This window comes from Pseudomonas sp. FSL R10-0399 (assembly GCF_009600165.1).
In the GTDB taxonomy this organism is placed as follows: Bacteria; Pseudomonadota; Gammaproteobacteria; order Pseudomonadales; family Pseudomonadaceae; genus Aquipseudomonas; species Aquipseudomonas helleri.
In genome coordinates, this window is sequence record NZ_WIWK01000091.1 from 1 (window position 1) to 25,287 (window position 25,287).

Genomic DNA, 25,287 nt, shown 5'->3' on the forward strand with positions numbered 1-25,287 from the left:
GCCTTGGCGGGCGGCAGTGCGGCCTTGGCCAATACGTTCGAAGGGCGCAGTCAAACCAAGGCATTCAGCCTGCTGGGCACCAGCTTTGGCGTCGGCCTGGCGCTGGGGCCGATTCTGGCCGGGGTGCTGATCGAGCATATCGGCTGGCGCGCGGTGTTTGTCTCAGGCGCGTTAATCGGCGGGCTGGCATTGTTGATGGCGATCCCGATGATGCACGAGTCCAAAGACCCGCACGCCAGCAAGCTGGACGCTAAAGGCACTGTGAGTTTCACCGCCGCATTGGTGCTGTTTACCTGGGGCATATTGCTGGTACCGAGTACGGGCTGGAACAGCGCGCCGGTGATCGGCATGTTGCTCGGGGCGCTGGTTTGCGTGCTGGCGTTTGTGCGTATAGAACGGCGGGTGACGCGGCCTATGCTCGACCTGTCACTGTTCCGTTACTCGCGTTTTGTCGGCGTGCAATTGCTGCCAGTGGCCACCTGTTTTTGTTTTGTGGTGCTGCTGGTGTTGCTGCCGGTCCGTTTGATTGGCATCGAAGGGCGCAGTGCAACCGACACCGGGTTGCTGATGATTGCCTTGTCGGCGCCGATGCTGATCGTGCCTTATCTGGCAGGTGTGCTGACCCACTGGGCCTCGGCGCGGGTGTTGTCGGCAGCGGGTTTGTTGATCGCGGCGGCCGGGTTACTGCTGCTGAGCCGGGTGGGGATCAATCAGCCGACGCTCGAATGGGTCGTCCCGCTGCTGGTGATCGGCATCGGTACGGGGTTGCCGTGGGGCTTGATGGACGGGTTGTCGGTGAGCGTCGTGCCCAAGGAACGTGCGGGCATGGCGACCGGTATCTTTGGCACCACCCGTGTTGCGGGCGAGGGGATCTCGTTGGCGATTGTCAGCGCGCTGCTGGCGGTATTGATTCAACGCCATTTGCCCAGCCAAAGCGCGGGGGCGGCGCAGTACCTGGCAACGGGCGACCTGAGCCAGGCCGCGGGTGTGGCCCAAGGGCTGGAGCAGGCCGTGCTGGGCGCAGCCTACCTGCAAGCGTTTCAGGTGCTGCTTTACGGGCTGGCCGCCCTGACCATGGCAGTTGCCCTGCTGATCCTGTGGTTTTTGCGCGAAACCCCCGTAGTCGCTGCCGCAGGCTGCGAAGGAGTGCGAAGCACTCCGTTTCCTTGAAGTCCTCGCGGACTTCATCGCAGCCTGCGGCAGCGACTACAGAGGATCAATGCACGATCTGCGCGGACTTCATCGCTACGACGATCAACCGATCATTCGATCAATGCACGATCTGCGCAAGGAACGCTTTGGCCCTTGGGCTTTTCGGGGCGTTGAAGAAGTCTTCGGGCGGGGAGTCTTCGATGATCATGCCGCCATCGAGAAACAACACCCGCTCGGCCACTTGCCGGGCAAAGCCCATTTCGTGGGTCACGCACAGCATGGTCATGCCGCTGCCTGCCAGTTTGACCATCACGTCCAGCACTTCGCTGACCATTTCCGGGTCCAGGGCCGAGGTGGGTTCATCAAACAGCATGATCTTGGGTTCCATGCACAGCGCCCGGGCAATCGCCACGCGCTGTTGCTGGCCACCAGAGAGCTGGCTCGGGTATTTGTCGGCCTGGCTGGCAATGCCGACTTTCTCCAGAAAGTGCTGGGCCAGTTCCACGGCTTTTTTACGCGGCAACCCGCGCACCGACATCGGCGCCAGAATGCAGTTGTCGAGCACGCTCATGTGCGGGAACAGGTTGAAGTGCTGGAACACCATGCCGATTTCGCTGCGCACTTTGGCCGCTTCACGGCTGGGCTGTGACAGGTCGGTACTGTTGACCAGGATCTGGCCTTTTTCAGCGATTTCGAGGCGGTTGATGCAGCGGATCAAGGTCGATTTGCCTGAACCGGACGGGCCGCACAGGACGATACGCTCGCCTTCGTGCACTTTCAGGTCGATGCCTTTGAGTACATGGAACGCGCTGTAGTACTTGTTCAGGCCCGAGATATCCACCACCACCTTGCGGGTGTCAGTCGATGGCGACACGGGGTTATGAACGTAAGCAGAATGAGCTTGCATAGTGTGTCTCCAACGATCAGTTAAAGCGCTCGGCGCTGTAGGGAGTCGGGTCGGTAAAAGGTGTTTCGCCGGTCATCATTTCTGCCAGCAGGCGCCCGCTGACCGGGCCCAGGGTGAGGCCGTGATGGGCATGCCCAAAGTTGAACCACAAGCCTTTGTGGAGACTGGCCGGGCCGATCACCGGGCACATGTCGGGCAGGCACGGGCGGCGCCCCAGCCACGGCTCGGCATCGACACGCGGGCCGAGTGGGTACAGGCGTTGGGCGCGTTCTTCACAGCGGCGCAGCTGGATTTCATTGATCGGGTCATCGCTGTCGGCAAATTCGATGCCGGTGGTCAGGCGAATACCGCCGACCATAGGCGCCAACACGTAGCCGCCGATTGAATCGAGGATCGGGTGCTGCATGGTGTGGCCGTCTTTGGCGGCGTAGTGCATGTGGTAACCACGCTTGATCGCCAAGGGGATGCGATAGCCCAGCGGTTCGAAAATCCCCCGGGCCTGTGGGCCCAGCGCAACCACCACTTCATTGGCCACAATCAAGCCTTTTTGGCTCTCGACCTGCCATTGCCCGGCGGTCGCTCGCAAGCTGTTGGCGTCGCCGATCACAAAGCGGCCGCCGCGCTGCACAAACAGCTCGGCGTAACCGCGGGTCAAGCCGCCGGGGTCGCTGACGGTCTTGGGATCGAGCCAGTGAATGCCGCCCAGCACGTCGCTGTGCAGGCCTGGTTCAAGGGCGTGCACCTGTTGCTTGTCGAGTACGCGGTAATTGAGCTTGAACCGGCCCAAGGCCGCCGCGTCACGCTGGGCTTTGTCGAAGTCTGCCGGGGTGCGATACACCTCGACCCAGCCGCTGTCCTGAATCAGCCCGGTCATGCCCGCAGGTTCTGCCAGCAGGTCGTGTTCACTCACGCACTTTTCAATCAGCGGCAGCATCGCTTCAGTGGCTTTGGCCAGGCCTTTGCTGCCGGACTGCTGCCAGTACTGCATCAGCCACGGCCCGGCTTTGGGCAGGTGCTTGAGGCTGTAACGCACATCGGGCTGCTGATTGAGCCCGTAACGCAGCAAGCGGGAAATTTCACGCGGGAACGAATACGGGATCACGCTGGCGCGCTCGATCAGCCCGGCATTGCCGTGGCTTGTGCCGCTGCCCGGTTGGTCGCGGTCGAGCAAGACAACGTTGCGTCCGCGGGCCTGGAGTTGCAACGCGGTACTGACGCCGACAATGCCGGCTCCCAGAACGAGAGTGTCGCAATGCATAAACAAATCCTTAAAACAGGGGCCGATTGTGCAGCCCGAACAATGGGCTTACTGCAGATGGCGGCTGAGGCGGCCTTCGATAAATTTGAGGGTGCGGCGCACGATCTCGACGATCAGCAGGTACAGCACGGCGGCCCACAGGTACACCTGGAAATCGAACGTGCGGGCAAAGACCATTTTGGTCACGCCCATCAGGTCATAAATGGTTACCAGAGAGGCGATGGCGCTGGCTTTGATCATCAGGATCAGTTCGTTGCCCAGCGGGCCGATTGCTACCAGCAACGACTGCGGCAGGATGACCTTGCGAAAGGTGGTCCAGCGCGACAGGTTCAGTGCCTTGCACGCTTCACGCTGGCCCTGGGCGACTGACATGATGCTGCCGCGCAGAATCTCGGCCTGATACGCCGCCGTGTTCAAGGTAAAGGCCAGCAGGGTGCACAGCCAGGCATCGCGGAAGAACCACCACAAGCCGATGTCTTGCCAAAAGCTCTTGAACGAACCGAGGCCGTAATACAGCAAGAACAACTGCGCCAGCAGCGGCGAACCACGGAAGAAGTACACATAGGCGCCGGTGAAGTTACGCAGCAGGCGATTGCTGGACAAACGCCCCAGCGCAATCAACAAGCCCAGCAACGCGCCGAGGGTGAATGAAATCGCCACCAGCTTGGCGGTCACCAGCAGCCCGTCAATAAAGCGCGGGGCGAAGCGTTCGAGCAATTCGGGGTCGAGAATCATGTTTTGCAGATCCGCCAGGCTCATGACTGCACGCTCCGTATGTGGCGGTTGAAGTAGCGTTCCATAAAGGCGAACAGACGCCCGGAAATCGCCGAGAAAAACAGGTAGATAAAGCACGCAACGGTGTAGAACAGCATCGGGTCTTTGGTCACGCTGACCGCCAGGTTGGTTTGGCGCATCAGGTCGACCAGGGCGATGGTTGAGACCAGCGAGGTGTCCTTGAGCAGCGACAGCCAGTTGTTCGACAGGCCGGGCAGGGCGATGCGCGCCAGTTGCGGCAGCGCTACTTTGCGAAAGGTAGTGAACTTCGACAGGCCCAGCGCCGAGGCGGCTTCGTATTGCCCTTTAGGGATGGTCTTGAACGCACCCAGCCAGATCTCGCTGGAGAACGCGGCAAACACCAGGCTGAAGGCAATCATGGCGGCAACAAAGGTATTGATCGTGAACTGCACGTCATACCCCATGGCCTCAAGGATCTTTTGCGCAGCGATCTGGCAGCCGTAGTAAATGATCAGCAGCGTCAGCAGTTCCGGCAAGCCCCGGAACACCGTGGAAAAGGTCGTGGCCCAGGCACGTACCCAGCGGTTTTTCGAGCGTGCTGCGACGGCCACCAGCAGCCCCAGCGGCAAACCGATGGGCAGGCAGCTCAAGGCCAGGGCAATGGTCACCAGCGAACCGGCCAGCAGCGCTGAACCCCAGCCGCCACTGGCAAATGAGAGAAGTGAAAGTTGTTCGAGCATGCTCGAGTCCCCGGTCAAAAAAAGGCGAAGGTCAGCCACTGCGCACCATGGGCGCGCAGGGCAGGGTCATCGGCAGGGAGGCCCTCAATCGAGGGCGAAAGACTTAGTAGATGTCGAAGTCGAAGTACTTGCTCGAGATCTTTTTATAGGTGCCGTCGGCGACGATTTCGTCCAGCGCTTTGTTAAAGCGTTCACGCAGGGCGTCATCGTTTTGGCGCACGGCAATGGCGGCGTCATCCAGGGTGCCGTCAACGTCACCAATGATTTTGCAGCAGTCCTTGCCGGTTTTATTGACCCACTCCAGCAACGGGAATTTATCGGCAATCACCACGTCGACACGACCGTTATCCAAGTCGGCGTTGGCTTCGTCCAGGGTCGGGTACAGCTTGATGTCGGCTTTTTTGTAGTGTGACTCGGCGTACAGGCTTTGCGTGGCGGCGCTTTGTGCGCCCACAGTCTTGCCGGCGAAGTCAGACTGGGCATCGGTGATGTCCGAATCTTTGGCCACGGCGATGGACAGCGGGGTGCGGTAGTAGTGGTTGGTGAACGCGATTTTCTTTTTGCGCTCTTCGTTGACGATCATCGAGGCGACAATGGCGTCGTACTTTTTGGCCATCAAACCGGCAATGATCCCGTCCCAGTCCTGGGCCACGATGGTGCACTGGGCGTCCATGCGCTTGCACAGCTCTTCGGTGATATCGACGTCGAAACCGTGCAGTTTGTTGTCCGAATCAACGTAGTTGAACGGTGGATAAGCGCCTTCTGTGGCGATGGTCAGTTTGTCTGCCTGGGCGTTGGCCGCGACCGCGAACACCATTGCACAAGCACTGGCAAAGCGAAGGACGTTGTTCATCTAGCACCTCGTTTTATTGTTTTGATCCGGGTGAGGATGTGTAACCCACGAACTCATTGTGTAAGGCCGCGGTTGCCTCAAGACGCTTCTCAACGTCAGGCCCCAGTTGTTTGCACACTTCATTGATGAGCAGGTGCACCAGCGACAGCATGGCTGCGGTGGATTCCCAGAACAGGTTGAATTCGGTCGGTACGCGAAACACTTCATCGGCGCAGGCATCGGCCCAGTCGCAAAAGGTATCGGTCACCAGCGTGACCGGGATGCCCGCTTCACGTGCCTTGCGGCACAGTTGCTGGGCGTGGCGCGAATACCGGCGGGCTTCAAACACCACCAGCGCGCAATCGTCGGCCGGGCACAGCAACACATCGGCGTAATGCCCGGCAGCGCCATCGACCAATTGCACGCCATCACGCAGGTATTGCAGCAAATGCACCATGGAGGCGGCGATCCCGCGCTCGGTCTGGAACCCTGCGACAAACACTTTGCGCCGGGTCGCCAGGCGCTGGCTGACGGTTTGCCAGGCGGGGGTCAGGCTGTATTCGTAAACCTTGACCAGCGCTGCGACTTCCAGCTCAAAGCTGCGCGGCAATGCCTGCGGGCTTTGGCTTGATTGCTGGCGGAATTCTTGCAGGCGATCTCCGACCAGCCACGGGCCATCGCCGAGGTCGTCCTTGAGATCGTTTTTCAGTTCTTTGAAATGGCTGTAACCCAGCGCACGGCAGAAACGCCCAACGCTGGACTCGCTGACACCCAGCTTGGCGGCAATGTCGGCGGCGGTCTGAAACGGCAGTTCGTAGAGGTTCGCCAGCATATAACTGGCAATCGCCCGGCCCGAAGGCGCGGCGGTAGACAGACTGCTTTCAAGGCGTTGTTTAATGGACTGACTCACGGCTGCTTCCTGTTCTTGTTTCAGCGCGGTGGAGAAAGTGAATGTTTTCTGTCATTAAGTCAAGAATTGACAGAGAACTGTCATCGCAGGATAGTGCTTTACCGTCATAACTCGACAATAACAACGAGATCGGAGCCCCCTAATGTCCCAGCCCGTCACCGCCACACCGGCCACCGAGTCGCTTTCCCTGAGCGAACTGACCGCTTTGCTGCAACAGATTTTTGAGCGTCATGGCACCTCCCGCGCTGTGGCGCAGGTATTGGCCGACAACTGTGCCCGGGCTCAGCGCGACGGTTCTTACAGCCACGGGGTGTTCCGCATTCCGGGGTATCTGGCGTCGCTGGCGAGCAACTGGGTCGATGGTCAGGCCGTCCCCAAGGTTGAAGACGTGGCCTCCGGTTTTATCCGCGTGGACGCCGCCAATGGCTTTGCCCAACCAGCCTTGGCGGCTGCCCGCGAGCTGCTGGTTGAAAAGGCCCGCAGCGCCGGGATTGCCGTGCTGGCGATTCGCAACTCGCACCACTTCGCGGCGTTGTGGCCCGATGTTGAGCCGTTTGCCGAAGAAGGCCTGGTGGCCTTGACCGTGGTCAACAGCATGACCTGCGTAGTGCCGCACGGTGCGCAAAAACCGTTGTTTGGCACCAACCCGATCGCCTTCGCTGCGCCCCGTGAAGGCGCCAGCCCTATCGTTTTCGACCTGGCCACCAGCGCCATTGCCCACGGCGACGTACAGATCGCTGCACGCAAAGGTCACCTGTTGCCAGCGGGCATGGGCGTTGACAAGCAGGGCGAGCCAACTGAAGACCCGAAAGCCATCCTCGACGGCGGAGCCTTGCTGCCGTTTGGTGGGCACAAAGGCTCGGCGCTGTCGATGATGGTCGAGTTGCTGGCGGCGGCGTTGACGGGTGGCAACTTCTCGTTTGAATTCGACTGGAAAAAACATCCGGGTGCGCAAACCCCGTGGACCGGCCAGTTGCTGATCGTCATTGACCCGAGCAAATCCGGTGGTAACAGCTTCGCCCAGCGCAGTGCCGAACTGGTACGGCAGATGCACGCCGTGGGCCTTGAGCGCATGCCGGGTGACCGACGCTTTATCGAACGCGCCAAATCCCTGGAGGCGGGTATCCCATTGGGCGTAGAAGAGTTGGCCAAACTGCGCGCATTGGCTGAATAACCCCGATGCATTAAAACCGTGGGAGCGGGCTTGCTCGCGATGGGATCGACCGGGTTTATCAGACTAACCGAGTCGCCCCAATCGCGAGCAAGCCCGCTCCCACAGGGTTTTTACAAGGTCATGAATTTTCGGATCAAATTCGGTGTGCAGCCGGTCCAGCGTTTCAACGCCCTGCGGAAGTTGGCCGGGTCGTTGAAGTTCAGGTATTCGGCCACCGCCTCGTTGCTGAACCCCTTGATCTGATACAGGTACAGCGCCACGTGTTTACGCGCCTGGTCTTGCTGGGCCTGAAAGTGCGTGCCGTGTTTGCTCAGTTTGCGCTTGAGAGTGGCCTGGCTCATCGCAAAATGCTGGGCCACTTCTTCCAGCCCCGGGGCGCGTTGCGCCTGATCGCGCAGGTGCACGTACAACCGGTCAAGCAAGCTTGCGCTGAAGCCAAGCTCGTGCAATTGGCTTTGTGCTTGCTGGTGTGCGACTTGCCGGGCAATCGCCGAGGTGTTTGGCCACGGTTGGGTCAGGTATTCGCGGGGCAGGCGCATCAGGTCGAGCTGGCCCCCGAACTGGGTGTTTTCGCCCAAGTGCACCCAGTACTGCTCCACGTAGCGCGGCTCGGGGTAGCTGAAGCTGCATTCCCACGGCAAGCGCTCGCCGCTGAGCCATTGGCTCATGGATTTGAAAGCGGTCATGCTGGCTTCCTGGACAAAGCGCAATTGCTCTTGGGCGCCGCAACTGTCAAGCCAATACACATACGCATAGCGCTCATCCAGCAACAGCCGTGGCGTCAGCAAAGGGCTGAGCAGCGCCCGGTGGTGGATGACGGTTTCCAGCGCCTGATGCAGGTTTTGCGCCTGTTGCAGGGCATGGCTGGCCGGGCCGTAGTGCCCCGGCAACAAGCGTTGACCGAACAGAAAACTGCTGTCATCGGCCCCCAACAAGCGCTGGGCATTAGCGATCAGGCCGAAGAACTGTTGTGGGCTCAGGCGCGTATTGCCGCCGACGATGTCGTCATAGAACAAGCCGGTGCCGCGCAGCAGCCGATGGCTGTCGATGTCGCGGGACAACGCCAGGTCAATCAGGGTTGCGGGTTGGTAGTGTCCGGGTATGAAGCGTGTGTCGGCTTCATACCAGCGGCTGTCGAGGCTCATGCCCGTTTGCTCCGTACCGGTTTGGCCCGCGCCAGGGCGAGGTTCAAGCGTTTGAGCAATTCATCGGGGGCTTCGTTGAAGGCCATGACCACCGCCGTGCTGGCCGACAAATAGACCCGCTCGCCATGCTGGCGGGTTTTGTGCGCAAGGCTCTGCACGGCCTGTTGCAGCTCCAGAGCCAGTAACCGCGCCTGGCTTTCGCCGGTGTTTGGCAGCAGCACCACAAAGCGGTCTCCGGCCAAGCGGCAGAGCAGGTCGTGGCGGCGTAGATTGAGCAGCAACAGCTGACTCAAGGCTTGCAGCACTGCGTCGCCTTCCGCGTGGCCATAGTGCTGATTGAGCGAGGCGAAATCGTCGATATCCAGAGCCAGCAACGACAGCGGTTGTTGCTGCTCAAGACTCTGCGCCATGCAGTCGCTGACCTGACGCTTGAGGTAATCGGCACCGCCCAGCGGGGTGAGTTTGTCGAACAGGCGATGCTCGCGAAAAACGCGTTCGCGCTTTTCCATCTGCTGGTTGATGGCTTGCTGTTCACGGTGCCAGTGGTACAGGCCGAGGGTCAGCAGAATCATCCCGACCGGCATCGGCCCGGATTCGAGCCAGTGGTTCCAGCCCAGGTGCTTGGGCAGGCGGATAAATTCGTCGAGAACGTCCATCCACCAGGAAAAGAAGATGCAGCACAGGCCGATCGACAGGTAATTGGTGACCCGCCCAGTGGGGCGGCTTTTAAGCACCAGCACCAGCCACAGCAGCACAAACAGCGCGGTGCCGCCTTCGCCGATGATGTCCAGCCACTGCCATTCGTGAAAGGCCTTGGGCGTGCCGAACGCCAGGTTCAGCAGCACGCCGATATTGGCGGCCAGAACCAGCAACCCGAGTTTCCAGCGATGATGCTTAAGGATGTTGAGCCAAGTCATGACGGGTCTACCCAAACGTAATGCAGGCCAGCAGAACAGAGCTCTGTGACAGCGATGTTACGAGGTGTGAGGGTCGAATCAGCTCAAGGGTCCTGCCCAAAATCGTTGATATGAAGTGTGTAGGAGCGAGCTTGCCTCGCGATCTTTTGATGGTTTAAAAGCTCGCGAGGCAAGCTCGCTCCTACAGGGTCTTGGGCTGAAAAAGGTCAAATCAGCTCATCCGGCGCTGAATACCCCCCTAAAAGCCTCTATTTCCGGGGTGTGTGCCGGGCACTGTCACGGCACTGTCATTGAGCACCCCTAGCGTTCGCTCCCAAGTTGTCGGGCCATTTGCCTGGCCTTAAGCGCGAATTGGGGGAGAGCAAACATGTACAAGGGTCGCAGCAAGACGCAATGGGTCGGCTTTACGTTCAGTGCATTGGCCATGGCCATTGCCAGCGAACGCTTGAGCGCCGCCGAGGCTTCGGTCGCCGGTGCCACTGAACACGTTGAAGTGGTCGGGCAGGCCGTAAGCCTGGACAAGGCGCTCAAGCAGCAACGCAATTCGGACACCATCCAAAGTGTGGTCCATGCCGATGGCGTCGCGCAGTTGCCGGACGCCAACGTCGCTGAAGCCGTACAGCGCCTGCCGGGCATCAGCATCGAACGCGATCAGGGCGAAGGCCGCTTCGTCAGCGTGCGCGGCCTGGGCCCGGACCTGAACAGCGTGACCATCAACGGCACGCTGGTGCCGTCCCCTGAAAGCAAACGCCGCGCCGTTGCTCTGGACGTGTTGCCCTCTGAGTTGGTGCAGTCGCTGTCGGTGATCAAAACCCTGACCCCGGACATGGACGCCAACTCGCTGGGCGGCACGGTCGACGTCGAAAGCTTGTCGGCCTTTGACCACGACGGCCTGTTCTACACCGCCACCACCCAGGCCGGTTACAACAAGAACACTCACCAAACCAGCCCCAAAGTGTCGGGCGCCATCAGTGATCGCTTCAGCCTCGGCGACGGCATCGACAACTTCGGTGTGGCGGCAGCCCTGAGCTGGAACAAGCGCGATTTTGGCTCGGACAACGTCGAAACAGCCGGTGCCTGGGACTTTACCGACGGTGCCAAACTCAACAGCTTCGAGCAGCGGGTGTACGACATCAGTCGCGAGCGCTCCGGGGGCGGCCTGAACTTCGACTACAAGCCCGACGACGACACCAAACTCTACCTGCGCACGCTGTACAGCCGCTTCAAAGACAGCGAGATCCGCAACTCGGACTCAATTGAATACGCCAACCCGCAAGCCGAAGGCGAATTGGGCAAGGCCAAAGCCAAGCGCAAACTCAAGCAGCGCGACGAGACTCAGGAAATCCAGTCTTACGTGTTCGGCGGCGAGCGCAGCATGGGCCTGTGGACCCTGAGCGGGCAGGCCGGTTACAGCGAGTCCAGCGAAGACAGCCCGGCGGGCATTGCCGGGGCGACTTTCAAAAGCATTTCAAGCTTCCCCGACAGCGGCTGGTACGACTCGGAAAAGCCCCGGCCGATCATCGGCGCGGGTTTTTATGACCCGGCCAACTTCATCCTCGACAAAGTCGACGTGAAGAAAGAAATCACCAAAGACAAAGAAAAGAACATCCGCCTCGACCTGGCACGCGACTACGACGTGGACGGCTACGCCTCGCAGTTCAAGTTTGGCGGCAAAGTCAGCCGCCGCAGCAAAGACAACGACACCGAAGCCTGGACCTACAAAAACTTTTCGAAGCTGGGTTTCAGCGATGATCAGTTGAACCTCGATCGCTTCAGCAAGGGCGAGCTGGATTACGCCCTCGGCCGTTATGGTCCGGGCATCAGCGCAGGGGCGATCAAAGACCTGATCGGCGGGCTGAATCGCGACAAGTTCTACAACGAGCAGGGGTCGCGGGTGAATGACTTCACCATGCACGAAGACATCAACTCGGCGTACCTGATGAACACCGTAGACATCGACGACTGGCGCTTTATCGCCGGCCTGCGCTACGAAGGCACCGAGTTCGACGCCAAGGGCACGGGCATCCGCAACGGTGTGTATGAAGCCCAGGACACCAAGCGCGACTACCACCACTGGTTGCCGGGCCTGCATGCGCGTTACCAGTTGGCGAAAAACACCCAGGTGCGTGCCGCCTGGACCAACGCGGTGGTGCGCCCGACCTTCGGCCAACTGGCGCCGGGCTTTGTGATCGAAGATGACAAGGCTGAATTCGGCAACCCGAACCTCAAACCCCTGGAGTCGAGCAACTTCGACCTGGGCATTGAGCACTTCATGGGGCAGGCCGGTACGGTGTCGGCGTTCCTGTTTTACAAAGACATTAAAAATTTCGTCTACAACAATGACCTTGCCGGTACGGGCGCGTGGCGCGACTTCACCGAGGCGCATTCCTATGCCAACGGCGACAACGCCAAGCTGTACGGCCTGGAACTGGCCTACTCGCAGAAATTCGACTGGTTGCCTGCGCCCTGGAACGGCGTGATTGTCGGCGCGAACACCACCTTCAGCCGCTCCAACGCCAGCATTAAAGGCTACGACGCCGCGTCCGGGCAAACCCTCAAGCGCGATATTGACTTGCCGAGCCAGTCCAACACCGTCGGTAACCTGATGCTCGGCTGGGAAGACGACAAGCTCAGCGTGCGCCTGTCAGCCAACTACAAATCGGCCTACCTCTATGAGCTGGCGGGGGTCAACGACAAAGCCCACGACACCCATGTGGCTGCGCAGACCTTTGTGGACTTCAGCGCGCGTTACTCGCTGACCAAAAACCTGCAAGTGAGCTTTGACGCGCAGAACCTGACCGACCAGCCGTACTTCGTCTACAGCGGCAACAGCCGCTACAACAACCAGTACGAAGAGTACGGCCCCACCTACTCTGTAGGCCTGACCTTCACCCATTTTTAAAGCATTGGCGTTTTCTGTAGTCGCTGCCGAAGGCTGCGAAGGGTTGCACCGCAACCCGTTCCTGTGAGTGCACTGCGGACTTCAGCGGACCTCATCGCAGCCTTCGTACCTTGGCAGCGACTACACATTTACCCTTTAACGGACTGTTGACCCATGACCTTTATGTTCAAACACCCACCGCGGCTTTTACCTTTGCTGGTATGCCTGGCCGCAGGCAGCGCACAGGCGGCGGCAATCAGCGCACCCACCCTGCAACCCTGGGGCACGGGCAAAGCCCAGGCGCTGAGTTATTTGCCGACCGGCAATGATCGCCTGACCGTGAGCAAACGCGAGGGTCTGCGGCTGCTCGATGCGCAAGGCAAAACCCTGAGCCAGATCGCCGGTTCGTTCGCCGGGCTGGACAGTCGCCCCCTGGGCGACAACGTACTGGTGGCCAGCCAGGACAAGGCCAAGCAGCAAGTCGCGTTGTTCAGCCTGGACCCGAAAACCCGCGAGTGGCAGACACCGACCTACCTGCCCAAACGTGACTACGCGGTAAATGGCGTGTGCCTGTACCGCGATCAGGCGAGCAATGTGTACCTGTTTACCGTGGGTGAAGAGGGCAAGGGTGAGCAATGGCTGGTGGCGGCGGACAGCAAACAACTGGCCGCACCGTTGTTGGTGCGCAGCCTGCCAATGCCGCCGCAAGCCAAGTTCTGCCAGGTCGAGGATGCGGCGCAGCAACTGTTCGTCAACGAAGAAAACGTCGGCTGGTGGGCATATCCGGCCCATGCCGAGTCTGACGTTGAGCGTTCGCCGGTGGCCATCGTCGAGCCCTTCGGCAACGTTAAAAAGGCCGCCGGGGCCATGGCGGTGGTGCCCGGTGGTGTGCTCGGGCTGGACCCTGAAGCCGCGCAATTGAACCTCTATCAACAGCAAGGCAAGCGCTGGTCGCCAGTGGCCAGCCTGGCGCTTGACGGTGTGACCGAGCCTGAGCATCTGGCCCTGCGTGAAACCGCCAAAGGGCTGGATGTACTGGTGCAGGACGGCGCGACCAATCGTCTGTTCGAAGGCGTCCTCAACTGGAAAGCCACGCCGGTGGCTCTGCCGCCCGTGCTGCCGGTGGTCAAGCCGCTGGTGCAGACCGACGTGGTGATGAGCCAGGGCGATGCCGCCGACGACCCGGCGATTTGGGTCAACCCCAAAAATCCGGTGCAGAGCCGCGTGCTGGGCACCAACAAACAACAAGGGCTTGAGGTGTACGACTTACAAGGCAAGCGCGTGCAGCACTTGCCGGTAGGGCGCCTGAACAACGTCGATGTGCGTCCGGGGTTCACTTTGGGGTCACGCACCGTTGACCTGGCGGTCGCCACCAACCGCGATCACAACAGCTTGAGCGTATTCAGCATTGATCGCGCCTCGGGCCAGTTGACAGCCGTGGGCGAGATCGCCACGCCGGTTAAAGACATCTACGGGCTGTGCCTGTTCAAGGCGCCGTCGGGCGAGATCTACAGCTTCGCCAACGACAAGGACGGGACTTTTGTGCAGCACCGTCTGTTTGCCAAGGGTGACCAGGTGCAAGGCGAGCTGGTACGCCAGTTCAAGGTGCCGACCCAGCCTGAAGGTTGCGTCGCTGACGACCAGCGCCAACGTCTGTTTTTGGGCGAAGAAGATGTGGCGGTGTGGGCCGTGGATGCGCGCCCGGATCAGCCCGCCACGTTGACCAGCGTGATCAAGGTCGGTGAGCAGGTGCATGACGACATCGAAGGGCTGGCGCTGTACCAGACCGAAAAAGACAACTACCTGGTGATCTCAAGCCAGGGCAATGACAGCTACGTGGTGGTCGATGCCGAGCCGCCGTTTGCCCTGCGCGGTGCCTTCCGGGTAGGCGTGAACGCCGAAGCCGGGATTGACGGCACCTCCGAAACCGATGGCCTGGACGTGACCTCAGCCAACCTCGGCGGGCCGTGGAGCAAAGGCATGCTGGTGGTGCAAGACGGCCGCAAACGGATGCCCGAGCAGGCCCAGAACTTCAAGTACATCCCGTGGAGCGAAGTGGCCAAAGCCTTGCGCCTGCCATAACCCGGTCACACGGGGGGTGTATTTAAATCAACAGTCATCAGGAGTTACAACATGCAAGCAACCATGGAACACATGACCATTTGGGGTCTGATCAACGATGCCAGCCTGCTGGTGAAAGGCGTGATGTTGATACTGCTCGCGGCCTCGGTATTGAGCTGGTTCTTGATTGTGCGTCGTAGTGCCATCCTGCGCCGCAGCGAGCGTGACATTGAGAGCTTTACCCAGCGCTTGCGGGCGCCGGGTGACCTGGGCGCGCTGTACCGTGAAAGCCGCGACGCCAGCAACCCGGATGCCGGGGCCGAGCAGGTGTTTGTCGCGGCCTACAGCGAATACGCGCAGCTTCGCCAGCAGCCGGGCATTGATGCTGACGGGCTGATGCAAGGCATTGAACGCTCGCTGTACGTGGCCATTACCGAGCAGGAAATCCGCCTCGAAAAAGGTCTGCAATTTCTGGCCACCGTTGGCTCGGTCAGCCCGTATATCGGCCTGTTTGGCACCGTGTGGGGGATCATGAACTCCTTTATCGGTTTGTCCCAGGTGCAGCAGGCCACGTTGTCGACTGTGGCACCGGGCATTGCCGAAGCCTTGATCGCCACCGCGATTGGCTTGTTTGCCGCGATCCCGGCGGTCATCGCCTACAACCGTTTCTCGTCCCGTGGGCAAACCCTGCTGACCCGCTATTACAGCCTCGGCAATGAACTGCAAATGCGCTTGTACCGTGGCTTTCACGCAGGTTCACGGAACATGGCCGCCGCCGCTTAACAGGGAGTTTGAAGATGCTTGCTCGACCACAGCGCAAACACGGGCCCAAGGCCGAAATGAACGTAGTGCCCTATATCGACGTGATGTTGGTGCTGCTGGTGATTTTTATGGTGACTGCGCCGATGTTGACCCAGGGCGTCAAAATCGACCTGCCCAAAGTCGCCAGTGAAGCGTTGGCCAATGACTCCCAGCAGAAAATTCTCACCTTGTCGGTCAAGGCCGATGGCGGCTACTACTGGAACCTGGGCAGCGAACTGGACACCAAAAACCAGACCGACAGCGCCGTCAGCCTTGAAGAGCTGCAAGCCAAAATCGGCCAGGTGGTGGCGCAAGACGGCGACACCCAGGTGTATATTCGTGCCGACAACGACGCCGGTTACGGCAGCGTGGTCAAAGCCATGGCGGCCTTGCAACAAGGCGGCGTGACCAACCTGGGGCTGGTCACAGAGGCTCCACAATGAGTGCCGCGTTGATGAGTGCCGGGCACGTTGAGGCCCGGCCGCTGCCCTGGACCCGGCTCTGGCACAACAGCCAGGCGGTGGCGGTCACGGTTGCGTTGCACAGTGCGGTGATTGCGTTTTTAGTGCTGGGCTGGAGCATGGAACACGACATGGCCGCGCCCGCGCCGAGCACCTTGAAAACCCGCTTGGTGATTATGCCCGCGGAACCTGTGCTGGCGCCGCCTGAACCCGCACCACAGCCGGTGGTAGTGCCGCCGCCGGTGGTCGAAACCAAACCCGAAGTGGTCAAGCCGGACCCGCAGATACAAGCACGCAAACTGGAACAGGCGGCGTTGGCACGTAAACGGGTAGAGGAGCAAAAGCAGCTCAAAGAAGAGCAGCAAAAAATGGCGCTACAACGCGCCGAGCAGGCCGAGATGCAACGTCAGCAAGTGGCGGCTGAAGCCGCTGCACAGCAAGCCCGTGTGGCAGCGGATAACGCCAGGCGTGCACAACAAGCGGCTGCGGCTGCGGATGTGCGGCAATACTTGCCGATCAGCAAACAGGCCCCGGACTACCCGCAGCGCGCGCTGGACAAAGGCATTGAGGGCGATTGCACGGTTGAGTATTCGGTGACGCCGCAGGGCAAGGTCGAAAGCCCCAAAGTGGTCGGTGACTGCCACCCGGCGTTTATTCGCCCGTCATTGGTGGCGGCGGCAACGTTTCGCTATCAGCCGCGCATCGTCGATGGTCAGGCAGTGACAGTGCCGGGGGTGCGCAATACGTTTCACTATAAAATCCGCTGACTCATCTAAGAGCAACACGGCTCAAGGGTGGGAGCGGGCTTGCTCGCGATGCTCTTCAGTGCGCCTCATTTGCCCGGCAAAGAAGCGTCATCGTTAACGACCATCGCGAGCAAGCCCGCTCCCACAGTTTTTGGTGTGAGCTTCAATAAATACCTGACAAGCATCAACGCGAAACCCGCGTCCTTGACCTATGCTGCATGCGTTTTCAAGCACAAGGAGATGGCCGTGAACGCGCCCGCTACGACCCCGCCGCCGGCAACGGCGAAAGTTAAGTTACCCATAGGTCTGGTCATCGCCATTGTGGCGATGGTGGGCGTTTTGATGATGCCGTTGCCCGCCGACTTGCCGGTCGCCGGGCACCGGATGTTGGCGATTCTGGTGTTTGCCGTGGTGGTGTGGATCACCGAAGCGGTGTCATACGAAGCCAGCGCCATCATGATCACGTCGCTGATGGCGTTTTTGATTGGCATGGCACCCACCTTGGCCGACCCGTCGAAAATCTACGGCACCAACGCCGGGATCACCATGGCCCTCACCGGGTTTTCCAATGCCGCACTGGCGCTGGTGGCCGGCGCGCTGTTTATTGCGGCGGCCATGACCCACACCGGGCTGGATCGGCGCATCGCGCTGGTGACCCTGTCACGCATCGGCACCAGCACTCGGCGCATTTTGATCGGTGCGATTGCGGTGACCATTCTGCTCAGCCTGGTGGTGCCCAGCGCCACGGCGCGCAGTGCATGTGTGGTGCCGATCATGATGGGGGTGATTCTGGCGTTTGGCGTCGACAAGCGCTCCAACATCGCCGCCGGGATCATGATTGTGGTGGCGCAGGGCACCAGTATCTGGAACGTCGGCATTCAAACCGCCGCCGCGCAAAACCTGCTGACGGTCGGATTTATGGACAAGATGCTCGGCGAACGGGTCAATTGGCTCGACTGGCTGATCGCCGGTGCGCCGTGGGCCATCATCATGTCGGCGGTGTTGCTGTTTGTGGTGCTGAAAATGCTCCCGCCGGAAAGCGACAGCATCCCGGGCGGTAAAGAAGCCGTGGAAAAATCACTGGCCGAACTGGGCCCCATGACCGGGCCGCAGAAACGCCTGATGGCGGTTTCCATCGCGCTGTTGCTGGGCTGGGCCACGGAAGGCAAGTTGCACAGCTTCGACACCACCTCCATTACCTACGCCGGGTTGGTGATCCTGTTGCTGCCGCGTTACGGGGTAATGACCTGGAAGGACGTGCAGTCGCGTATCCCGTGGGGCACGGTGATTGTGTTCGGCGTGGGGATCAGCCTGGGGACGGCGTTGCTGACCACCCAGGCGGGGCAATGGCTGGGCGGGCAGGTGGTGCATAACACCGGGCTGGATCAGGTAGGGCCACTGGGGATTTTTGCGATTCTGGGGGCGTTTCTGATTTTGATTCACCTGGGCTTTGCCAGTGCGACGGCGCTGACATCGGCCTTGCTGCCCATTCTGATTGCGGTCTTGCAGACCTTGCCGGGTGAATTCAGCCGCTTGGGCATGACCATGTTGCTGGGCTTTGTGGTGAGCTACGGCTTTATCCTGCCCATCAACGCCCCGCAAAACATGGTGTGCCTGGGCACACAAACCTTCACCGCCAAGCAATTTGCCAAGGTCGGCTTGATAGTCACTGTGGTGGGTTACCTGCTGATGTTGCTGTTTGGCGCGACGTACTGGAGCTGGCTGGGCTGGATGTAACCCCACCTGTAGGAGCGAGCTTGTCTCGCGATCTTTTGATCGTTAAAAGATCGCGAGGCAAGCTCGCTCCTACAGGGGGGATTTAGCTACCACCTTCGCTGCGCCCGCCGCTGCTGACTTCGGCGGGTACATCCTCACCGGCCATGCGTTTGCGAAACAATGATGTGCGGGCCAGCAGCAGGGTGGTCACCGGCACGGTAATCGCCAGCAGAATCGGGATCAGCCAGGCGTGCAAGACCGGTGTGGATTTAAGTGCCGAGAAGTACACAATCGAGGCCAGTGCCACGCACCAGGCGCCAAGGGTTGAAGCCAGTGCAGGCGGGTGCATGCGCTGGAAAAAGTCCTTGAGGCGCAGCATCCCGATGGCACCAAACAGCGCAAACAGGCTGCTGACCACCAGCAGCACGGCCACCGGTATCTCGATCCAGAGCGACAGCTCGCTGACGGAATTCATTCAATTACCTCCCCACGCAGCAGGAACTTGGCCAGCGCAAACGAGCCGACAAACCCGAACAGGGCGATCAGCAAGGCGGCCTCGAAGTAGGTGTCACTGGCATATCGTATGCCCAACACCAGCATCATCAGCATGGCCACGATGTACAGGTAGTCCAGCGCCAGAACCCGGTCCTGGGCCGAAGGGCCTTTAAACAGGCGGACCACGGTCAGCACCATCGCCAAGCTAAAGAAAAACAGGCTGATCAGGATGGCATTGGAGAGCAGGGCACTCATTCAAAGATCTCCATCAAGGGGCGCTCGTAAGCCGTTTTGAAGTGCTCGATAAATTGCGCTTCGTCATCCAGGTCAAAGACGTGCAACAACAGCACGCTGCGGTCCAGCGCCAGTTCGGACCAGACCGTACCCGGCACTACTGTGGTAATCATCGACAAGGCCGCGAGGCCGTTGGCGTCACGCAGGTCGAGGGGGATTTTGATGAACCGCGAGCGTGGCGGGCGCTTGCCAGCATTGAGCACGCCCCAGGCCACGGCGATGTTGGACATGATCACGTCACGCCCCACCAAAATGAACAACTTGAGGATCACACCCGGACGGTGGATGTGAATCGGCAGGGGCCGCAGAGGCGCGAACATGATCGGCGCCAAAAAGCCCAACGCTGCACCGAGCAACAGATTGCCCGCGCTCAATGACAAGTTGAGCAACAACCACAGTGCCCACAACGCCAGGGACAACCACGGTGCCGGGAATAAACGCTTCATGGCTGCACCTCCTGCAACGCCGCTTTGGCTGTGGGGCCAGGCACAGGGCGAGACTCCAGCACCGCCTGCACATAACGCTCAGGGTTGCTCAAGGTCTCGGCGGCGGCCTGGGTAAAGCGCAACAGCGGCTCGGCCTTGACCGTCAGGACCACGCACAGCGCCAGCAGCACTACGATGGGCACGCACTCAAGGCGACGCATTATCGGTGATGGCCGCTCCAGCGGCGTCCAAAAGCGCTGGATGCCCATGCGCGAGAAGGCGATCAAAGAAGCCAGCCCGGACAGAATCAACAGAGCCAGCAAGCACCAAGCGGCGGTAGACACCGGGGCGTTTATATCGTTGCCCAGCCCGGCCGGGTTCAGCAGCGCGTTGAGCAAGCTGAGCTTGCCGATAAACCCGGACAGCGGCGGCATGCCAATAATCAGCAGGGCACAGGCGATAAAGCTCAAGCCCAGAAATGCCATCGCCCACGGAATGATCTGCCCGACCACGACGTTTTGCTCGTCGTCCAGGTTGGTCCCGCGCGGGGGCGGCTCAACGATGGAAGGTAATGCTTCAGCATCTTCTTCGTACAGCGTCTCGCTGGATGAGCGTGAACGTTCAATGAGCTCGGCCAGCAAGAACAGCGCACTCAATGCCAACGTAGAACTGACCAGATAAAACAGAGCCGCTGCAATCAGATTGGGTTGGGCAAAGCCCACTGCCGACAACAGAATGCCGGCCGACACCAGAATGCTCAGGCTGGCCATGCGCTCCAGGCGCTGGGCCGCGAGGATGGCAATGGCGGCGCAGACAATGGTTGCCATGCCGCCGTAGATCAGCCAGTCGCTGCCAAAGTAGGCCGACGCCCCGGCCTGGCCCGAGAACAGCAGCGTCCACAGGCGCAATACGGTGTAGATCCCGACCTTGGTCATAATCGCGAACAGCGCCGCTACCGGGGCGCTGGCCGAGGAGTAGGCGGGCACCAGCCAGAAGTTAAGCGGCCACATGCCGGCCTTTGCCAGGAAGGCGATGGCCAGAATGGCCGCACCGGCGTGCAGCAGGCCACGATCGGCTTCGGGCACCAAGGGGATTTTGAACGCCAAGTCGGCCATGTTCAGCGTGCCGGTGACGCCATAAATCAACGCCGCACCAATCAGGAACAGTGACGAAGCCAGCAGGTTGATCGCGATGTAATGCAGACCTGACGACACCCGTGCTTTGCCCGAACCGTGCAGCATCAGGCCGTAAGAGGCCGCCAGCAACACTTCGAAAAACACGAACAGGTTGAACAGGTCGGCGGTCAGGAAAGCGCCATACAACCCCATCAACTGGATCTGGAACAGCGCATGGAAGCTGGAACCGGCGCGGTCCCAGCGGGCCATGGCGAACATCAGCGCGCAACTGGCGATTACCCCGGTGAGCACCAGCATCAGCGCCGACAAGCGATCCACCACCAGCACAATGCCGAACGGCACTTGCCAGTTGCTCGGCAGGTACACGCCAATCGAGGCCGGGCTGCCGTTTTGTTGCGTCCAGAGCAGCAAGGTGATCGAAATGCACAACCCGAGCAGGGTCGAGCCGAGGTTGATACGGGCTTTGAGCGGGCGATGTTTTTCGCCCAGCAACAGCATGCACGCAGCGGTTAACAGCGGTAGCAGGATGGGCGCGACTATCAAATGCGGCATCAAATTCATTCTTTAGGCTCCCGGCCATCCACATGGTCGGTACCGGTCAGGCCGCGAGAGGCCAGCAAGACCACCAGAAACAGCGCGGTCATGGCAAAACTGATGACGATGGCGGTCAACACCAGTGCCTGCGGCAAAGGGTCGGTGTAGTTGAGCAAGTCTTGCGGTACGCCTTCTTTGATCACCGGCTCCTTGCCGATAAACAGGCTGCCCATGCTGAAAATAAACAGGTTGACCCCGTACGACAGCAAGCACAGGCCCATCACCACCTGAAAGGTTCGAGGGCGCAGGATCAGCCAGGTACCAGAGGCGGCAAGCACCCCGATAGCAATAGCGATAACTTCTTCCATCAGGCAGCTCCCGTCTTGGATTGGAGGGCGGGACGATGGGCTCGTACCGATTGGTGAGCCAGCGCTGTGAGAATCAGCAGCGTGGCGCCGACCACAACGGCAAACACACCAATGTCAAAAAACAGCGCACTGGCCACGTGAATCTCACCCAGCACCGGCAAGCTGAAATGCGCGGTATGGGTGGTCAGGAACGGGTAACCCCAGAGCAGCGAGCCCAGCCCGGTCAACGTTGCACAGAGCAACCCGGTACCCATCCAGCGCAGCGGCCGCAGGCTCATTTGTGCCTCGACCCACTGCGTGCCGGCCACCATGTATTGCAGGATGAACGCCACCGACATCACCAAGCCTGCGACGAAACCACCGCCAGGCTGATTGTGACCGCGCATAAACAGGTACATCGAGACCATAAACGCAATCGGCAACAGCAAACGCACCAGCACCGCAGGCACCATCATGAAGCCCAGGGCGGTGTCGCTGGCGCTGCGCGGGTTCACCAGGTCGGTGACCACGTCTTTGGCCAGCAAGCGCTGCTGGGCAGGCAATTGCATGCTTTCTTTGGGCGGGCGGAACCGGCGCAGCAGAGCGAACACGGTCAGGGCCACGGCGGCCAGTACGGTGATTTCCCCCAGGGTGTCGAAACCGCGGAAGTCCACCAGCATCACGTTCACCACGTTGGTACCGCCGCCTTCGGGCAACGCACGGCTGAGGAAGAACGAAGAGATGTGGTTCGGGGTTTGCCGGGTCAACATGGCATACGACAGCACCGCCATGCCGCCGCCGACGGCGATCGACAACAGCAAGTCGCGCAGACGACGAATACGGGCTTTGTTCAGGGTGCCAGGCAACGGCGAGACTTCTTCGATCCGCCGTGGCAGCCAGCGCAGGCCCAACAGGATGAGCACCGTGGTCACCACCTCAACCACCAATTGGGTCAAGGCCAGGTCCGGCGCCGAGAACCAGACGAAGGTCACGCAGGTCATCAAGCCGCACACACTGACCATGGTCAAAGCGGCCAGACGGTGATACTTGGCTTGCCAGGCGGCACCGATGGCACAGGCAATTGCCAGCAGCCACAAGGTCACAAACACAATGGAGCCCGGAATGTTCGGCCGGTCGCCCCAGCTCAAGCCGCTGTAGAGCATCGGGATCAGCCCGGCAACCACCGCCGCCAGTACCAGCAGGAACAACTGGGTTTGCAGGCGCAAGGTGCTCACGCGCCGCTCGACACGCCGCGCCCGGCGCATGATCACCACCATGCTGCGTTCGAAGAAACGCTTGCCGTTGAAGTACTTGATCAGCGGCGGCAGCGGGAAGCGCTCAAGCTTGAGCTGCTTGCGCAACAACACGTACAGCACGATACCGCCGGACATGGCGATCAGGCTCATGATCATCGGGGCATTCAGGCCGTGCCAGATGGCCAGGCTGTATTCGGGCAGCTCGCCCCCCACCACCGGTTGCGCGGCCGCGGCAAGCAGCGGGCCGACAGTGTGGGCCGGGAAGATACCAACCATCAGGCAGGTAAACACCAACAATTCTACCGGCGCCCGCATCCAGCGCGGCGGCTCGTGCGGGGTGTGCGGCAGGTCAGTGGCAGGCGGGCCGAAGAACACATCCACGGTAAAGCGCAGCGCGTAGGCCACGCTAAACGTACCGCCAATGGTGGCGATGACAGGCAGGGCAATTTCGACCCAGGCCGTGGAGTTGATGAACACCGTTTCGGCGAAGAACATTTCTTTCGACAAGAAGCCGTTGAGCAACGGCACACCGGCCATCGACGCACTGGCCACCATCGCCAGCGTGGCGGTGTAGGGCATCAGTTTGAACAGGCCACTGAGCTTGCGAATATCCCGCGTGCCGGTTTCGTGGTCGATGATCCCGGCCGCCATGAACAGCGAGGCCTTGAAGGTGGCGTGGTTGAGAATATGGAACACCGCCGCCACGGCCGCTAGCGGGCTGTTAAGGCCCAGCAGCAGGGTAATCAGGCCCAGGTGGCTGATGGTTGAATAGGCCAGCAGGCCCTTGAGATCGTTTTGAAACATTGCGCAGTACGCGCCGAGCACCAGGGTGCAGGCCCCGGCGCCGCTGACAATCCAGAACCATTCTTCGGTGCCGGACAGGGGCGACCACAGGCGCGCCAACAGGAACACCCCGGCCTTGACCATGGTTGCCGAGTGCAAATAAGCCGAAACCGGAGTCGGCGCCGCCATGGCATGGGGCAACCAGAAATGAAACGGGAATTGTGCACTTTTGCTAAGGGCGCCGATGAGAATCAGCGGCAATAGAATGGGGTAAAGACTGTGAGCTTTAATCTGGTCGCCTGCGGCCAGCACGACGTCCAGATCATAGCTGCCGACAACATGGCCGAGCAGCATGACCCCCGCCAGCAGGCACAAGCCACCGGCGCCAGTGACCATCAGCGCCATATAGGCGCCGCGTCGGGCGTCGGAGCGGTGATGCCAATAGCCGATCAGCAGGAACGAGAAGAGGCTGGTCAGCTCCCAGAAAAATACGATCTGGATCAAGTTGCCCGAAATCACCAGGCCGAGCATCGCGCCCATAAACGCCAGGAAAAACGAGAAGAAGCGCGGCACCGGGTCTTCGGGTGACATGTAATAACGGGCGTACAGAGACACCAGCGCGCCAATGCCCAGGACCAGAATCGAGAACAGCCAGGCAAACCCGTCCATGCGCAGGACAAAATTGAGGCCGATACTCGGCAGCCACATGAACTCTTCACGAATCACCCCACCATGGGCGATTTGTGGATAGAGCAGGGCAACTTGAACTAAGCCGATCAGAGCAATCAAACCGGCCAGCAGTGATTCACTGTTACGTGCGTTGTGCGGCAAAACAGCCGCCAGACAGCTGCCAATAAATGGCAGAAGCAGTAGAACTATCAGGGACATAGGCTTCTAATCTGCAGGAGTTTGCGAACGATCATACGTGGCGACTTGACGATCACCAACAACGTATCTGTAGATGAATCCTACAAAATGTGTGCAAAACTTTAACAACGAGCCGGGTCTCTTCCTTATTGACCCGCTTGCGTGATGCGCGCATCGCCCCCATACGTGGGGGCGAGTCATGCCAGATGATGAGGTTTAACCGGGTGAATGGGGTGCAAAAGCATCACTCGCAGGCTTGGTTACCTTGCTTTTCATCCGACTCGCTGGGCGTTTTACCTTTTGTTTTTAACTCACTAACGATCACCGCTGCAACAATCAATAGCGCACCGAGCAATGCGATGCCGGGTAAACGCTCTCCGGCGATACGGCCGACGATGCCAGCCCATACCGGCTCACCGGCGTAAATAAGCGTGGCGCGGGTCGGTGAAACACTCTTTTGTGCCCAGTTCATCGCCACTTGAATAATCGCGCTCGCAGCCCCCAGGCCCACCGCGCTGATCAGCAACAGCCAAGAGAAGTCAGGGATAGCCTCGCCGCTCGGCACCACCATCAAGAAGGACAGAATAGACGCGGTGGCGAGTTGCACCACGGTCACCCGTCGCACATCGACTTTGCCGGCCTGAATTCAACACATAAGTGCAACGCTCACCCCTGTATGCACTTCGTACGGCGTCTTCCAGCCCAAGCGCTTGC

Annotated in this window: 22 protein-coding genes and 1 pseudogene; 8 read left to right on the forward strand and 15 right to left on the reverse strand. The window is 60.2% G+C overall.

The annotated features are described in order from the left end of the window. The coding region (locus GHO41_RS21695) for an MFS transporter (RefSeq protein ID WP_153434614.1) at positions 1-1,170 on the forward strand (1,170 nt) is incomplete at its 5' end. Between the two features lie 100 nt (positions 1,171-1,270). On the opposite strand, the gene GHO41_RS21700 is transcribed toward GHO41_RS21695, so the two are convergent. The 6 genes from GHO41_RS21700 to GHO41_RS21725 form a co-directional block, all read right to left on the reverse strand. Continuing rightward, positions 1,271-1,996, reverse strand: a complete 726-nt coding sequence (locus GHO41_RS21700) for an amino acid ABC transporter ATP-binding protein (protein ID WP_082148686.1) — start codon at positions 1,994-1,996, stop codon at positions 1,271-1,273. 79 nt (positions 1,997-2,075) lie between these two features. Beyond that, positions 2,076-3,317 carry an FAD-binding oxidoreductase gene (locus tag GHO41_RS21705; RefSeq protein ID WP_153434615.1) on the reverse strand — a complete coding sequence of 414 codons (1,242 nt, stop codon included), beginning with the start codon at positions 3,315-3,317 and terminating at the stop codon, positions 2,076-2,078. 48 nt (positions 3,318-3,365) lie between these two features. Beyond that, entirely contained in the window at positions 3,366-4,076 is a 711-nt protein-coding gene (locus tag GHO41_RS21710) for an ABC transporter permease (protein ID WP_048369033.1), read from the reverse strand. Continuing rightward, positions 4,073-4,792, reverse strand: coding sequence for an ABC transporter permease (locus GHO41_RS21715; protein WP_153434616.1), 720 nt, complete (start codon positions 4,790-4,792; stop codon positions 4,073-4,075). The genes GHO41_RS21710 and GHO41_RS21715 overlap by 4 nt, the downstream gene beginning before the upstream one ends. Before the next feature lie 103 nt (positions 4,793-4,895). After that, positions 4,896-5,645: a transporter substrate-binding domain-containing protein gene (locus tag GHO41_RS21720; RefSeq protein WP_153434617.1), complete on the reverse strand. Its 750-nt coding sequence runs from the start codon at positions 5,643-5,645 to the stop codon at positions 4,896-4,898. Between the two features lie 13 nt (positions 5,646-5,658). Continuing rightward, entirely contained in the window at positions 5,659-6,534 is an 876-nt protein-coding gene (locus tag GHO41_RS21725; protein ID WP_048369036.1) for a MurR/RpiR family transcriptional regulator, read from the reverse strand. A 142-nt stretch (positions 6,535-6,676) separates the two neighbouring features. Here GHO41_RS21725 and GHO41_RS21730 point away from each other — a divergent pair, with 142 nt between their 5' ends. Further along, positions 6,677-7,708, forward strand: coding sequence for an Ldh family oxidoreductase (locus GHO41_RS21730; RefSeq protein ID WP_153434618.1), 1,032 nt, complete (start codon positions 6,677-6,679; stop codon positions 7,706-7,708). Positions 7,709-7,818: 110 nt separating this feature from the next. On the opposite strand, the gene GHO41_RS21735 is transcribed toward GHO41_RS21730, so the two are convergent. Then, positions 7,819-8,853, reverse strand: a complete 1,035-nt coding sequence (locus tag GHO41_RS21735; RefSeq protein WP_153434619.1) for an AraC family transcriptional regulator — start codon at positions 8,851-8,853, stop codon at positions 7,819-7,821. Further along, entirely contained in the window at positions 8,850-9,770 is a 921-nt protein-coding gene (locus tag GHO41_RS21740; protein WP_123748725.1) for a GGDEF domain-containing protein, read from the reverse strand. The genes GHO41_RS21735 and GHO41_RS21740 overlap by 4 nt, the downstream gene beginning before the upstream one ends. Before the next feature lie 367 nt (positions 9,771-10,137). On the opposite strand from GHO41_RS21740, the gene GHO41_RS21745 reads away from it, so the two are divergent. The 6 genes from GHO41_RS21745 (at position 10,138) to GHO41_RS21770 (ending at position 18,457) form a co-directional block, all read left to right on the forward strand. Next, complete coding sequence (locus GHO41_RS21745; protein ID WP_153434620.1) at positions 10,138-12,672, forward strand: TonB-dependent receptor; 2,535 nt, start codon at positions 10,138-10,140, stop codon at positions 12,670-12,672. A 153-nt stretch (positions 12,673-12,825) separates the two neighbouring features. Continuing rightward, a complete protein-coding gene (locus GHO41_RS21750; protein WP_153434621.1) occupies positions 12,826-14,733 on the forward strand; it encodes a phytase in 1,908 nt (635 codons plus the stop codon). A gap of 51 nt (positions 14,734-14,784) precedes the next feature. Continuing rightward, positions 14,785-15,495, forward strand: a complete 711-nt coding sequence (tolQ, locus tag GHO41_RS21755) for a protein TolQ (RefSeq protein WP_048369042.1) — start codon at positions 14,785-14,787, stop codon at positions 15,493-15,495. Between the two features lie 14 nt (positions 15,496-15,509). Continuing rightward, positions 15,510-15,956 (forward strand): protein TolR, encoded by a 447-nt coding sequence (tolR, locus tag GHO41_RS21760; protein ID WP_153434622.1) that lies wholly within the window; start codon positions 15,510-15,512, stop codon positions 15,954-15,956. After that, a complete protein-coding gene (locus GHO41_RS21765) occupies positions 15,953-16,741 on the forward strand; it encodes an energy transducer TonB (protein WP_153434623.1) in 789 nt (262 codons plus the stop codon). Before tolR ends, GHO41_RS21765 begins: the two co-directional genes overlap by 4 nt. A 225-nt stretch (positions 16,742-16,966) precedes the next feature. After that, entirely contained in the window at positions 16,967-18,457 is a 1,491-nt protein-coding gene (locus GHO41_RS21770) for a DASS family sodium-coupled anion symporter (RefSeq protein ID WP_048369100.1), read from the forward strand. An 82-nt stretch (positions 18,458-18,539) separates the two neighbouring features. On the opposite strand, the gene GHO41_RS21775 is transcribed toward GHO41_RS21770, so the two are convergent. From GHO41_RS21775 to GHO41_RS21805, 7 genes and pseudogenes are all read right to left on the reverse strand, one after another. Further along, entirely contained in the window at positions 18,540-18,911 is a 372-nt protein-coding gene (locus GHO41_RS21775) for a Na+/H+ antiporter subunit G (protein ID WP_048369045.1), read from the reverse strand. Then, positions 18,908-19,186, reverse strand: a complete 279-nt coding sequence (locus GHO41_RS21780; protein ID WP_048369046.1) for a K+/H+ antiporter subunit F — start codon at positions 19,184-19,186, stop codon at positions 18,908-18,910. Before GHO41_RS21780 ends, GHO41_RS21775 begins: the two co-directional genes overlap by 4 nt. Next, a complete protein-coding gene (locus tag GHO41_RS21785; protein WP_153434625.1) occupies positions 19,183-19,671 on the reverse strand; it encodes a Na+/H+ antiporter subunit E in 489 nt (162 codons plus the stop codon). Before GHO41_RS21785 ends, GHO41_RS21780 begins: the two co-directional genes overlap by 4 nt. Continuing rightward, positions 19,668-21,347 (reverse strand): monovalent cation/H+ antiporter subunit D, encoded by a 1,680-nt coding sequence (locus tag GHO41_RS21790; RefSeq protein ID WP_153434626.1) that lies wholly within the window; start codon positions 21,345-21,347, stop codon positions 19,668-19,670. Before GHO41_RS21790 ends, GHO41_RS21785 begins: the two co-directional genes overlap by 4 nt. Beyond that, on the reverse strand, positions 21,344-21,688 hold the full coding sequence (locus tag GHO41_RS21795) for a Na+/H+ antiporter subunit C (protein ID WP_048369049.1): 345 nt from the start codon (positions 21,686-21,688) through the stop codon (positions 21,344-21,346). The genes GHO41_RS21790 and GHO41_RS21795 overlap by 4 nt, the downstream gene beginning before the upstream one ends. After that, positions 21,688-24,594: a monovalent cation/H+ antiporter subunit A gene (locus GHO41_RS21800; protein WP_153434627.1), complete on the reverse strand. Its 2,907-nt coding sequence runs from the start codon at positions 24,592-24,594 to the stop codon at positions 21,688-21,690. Before GHO41_RS21800 ends, GHO41_RS21795 begins: the two co-directional genes overlap by 1 nt. A gap of 223 nt (positions 24,595-24,817) precedes the next feature. Beyond that, positions 24,818-25,213 (reverse strand): annotated as a pseudogene (locus tag GHO41_RS21805) (EamA family transporter); the annotation flags it as partial. Positions 25,214-25,287 lie beyond the last annotated feature (74 nt).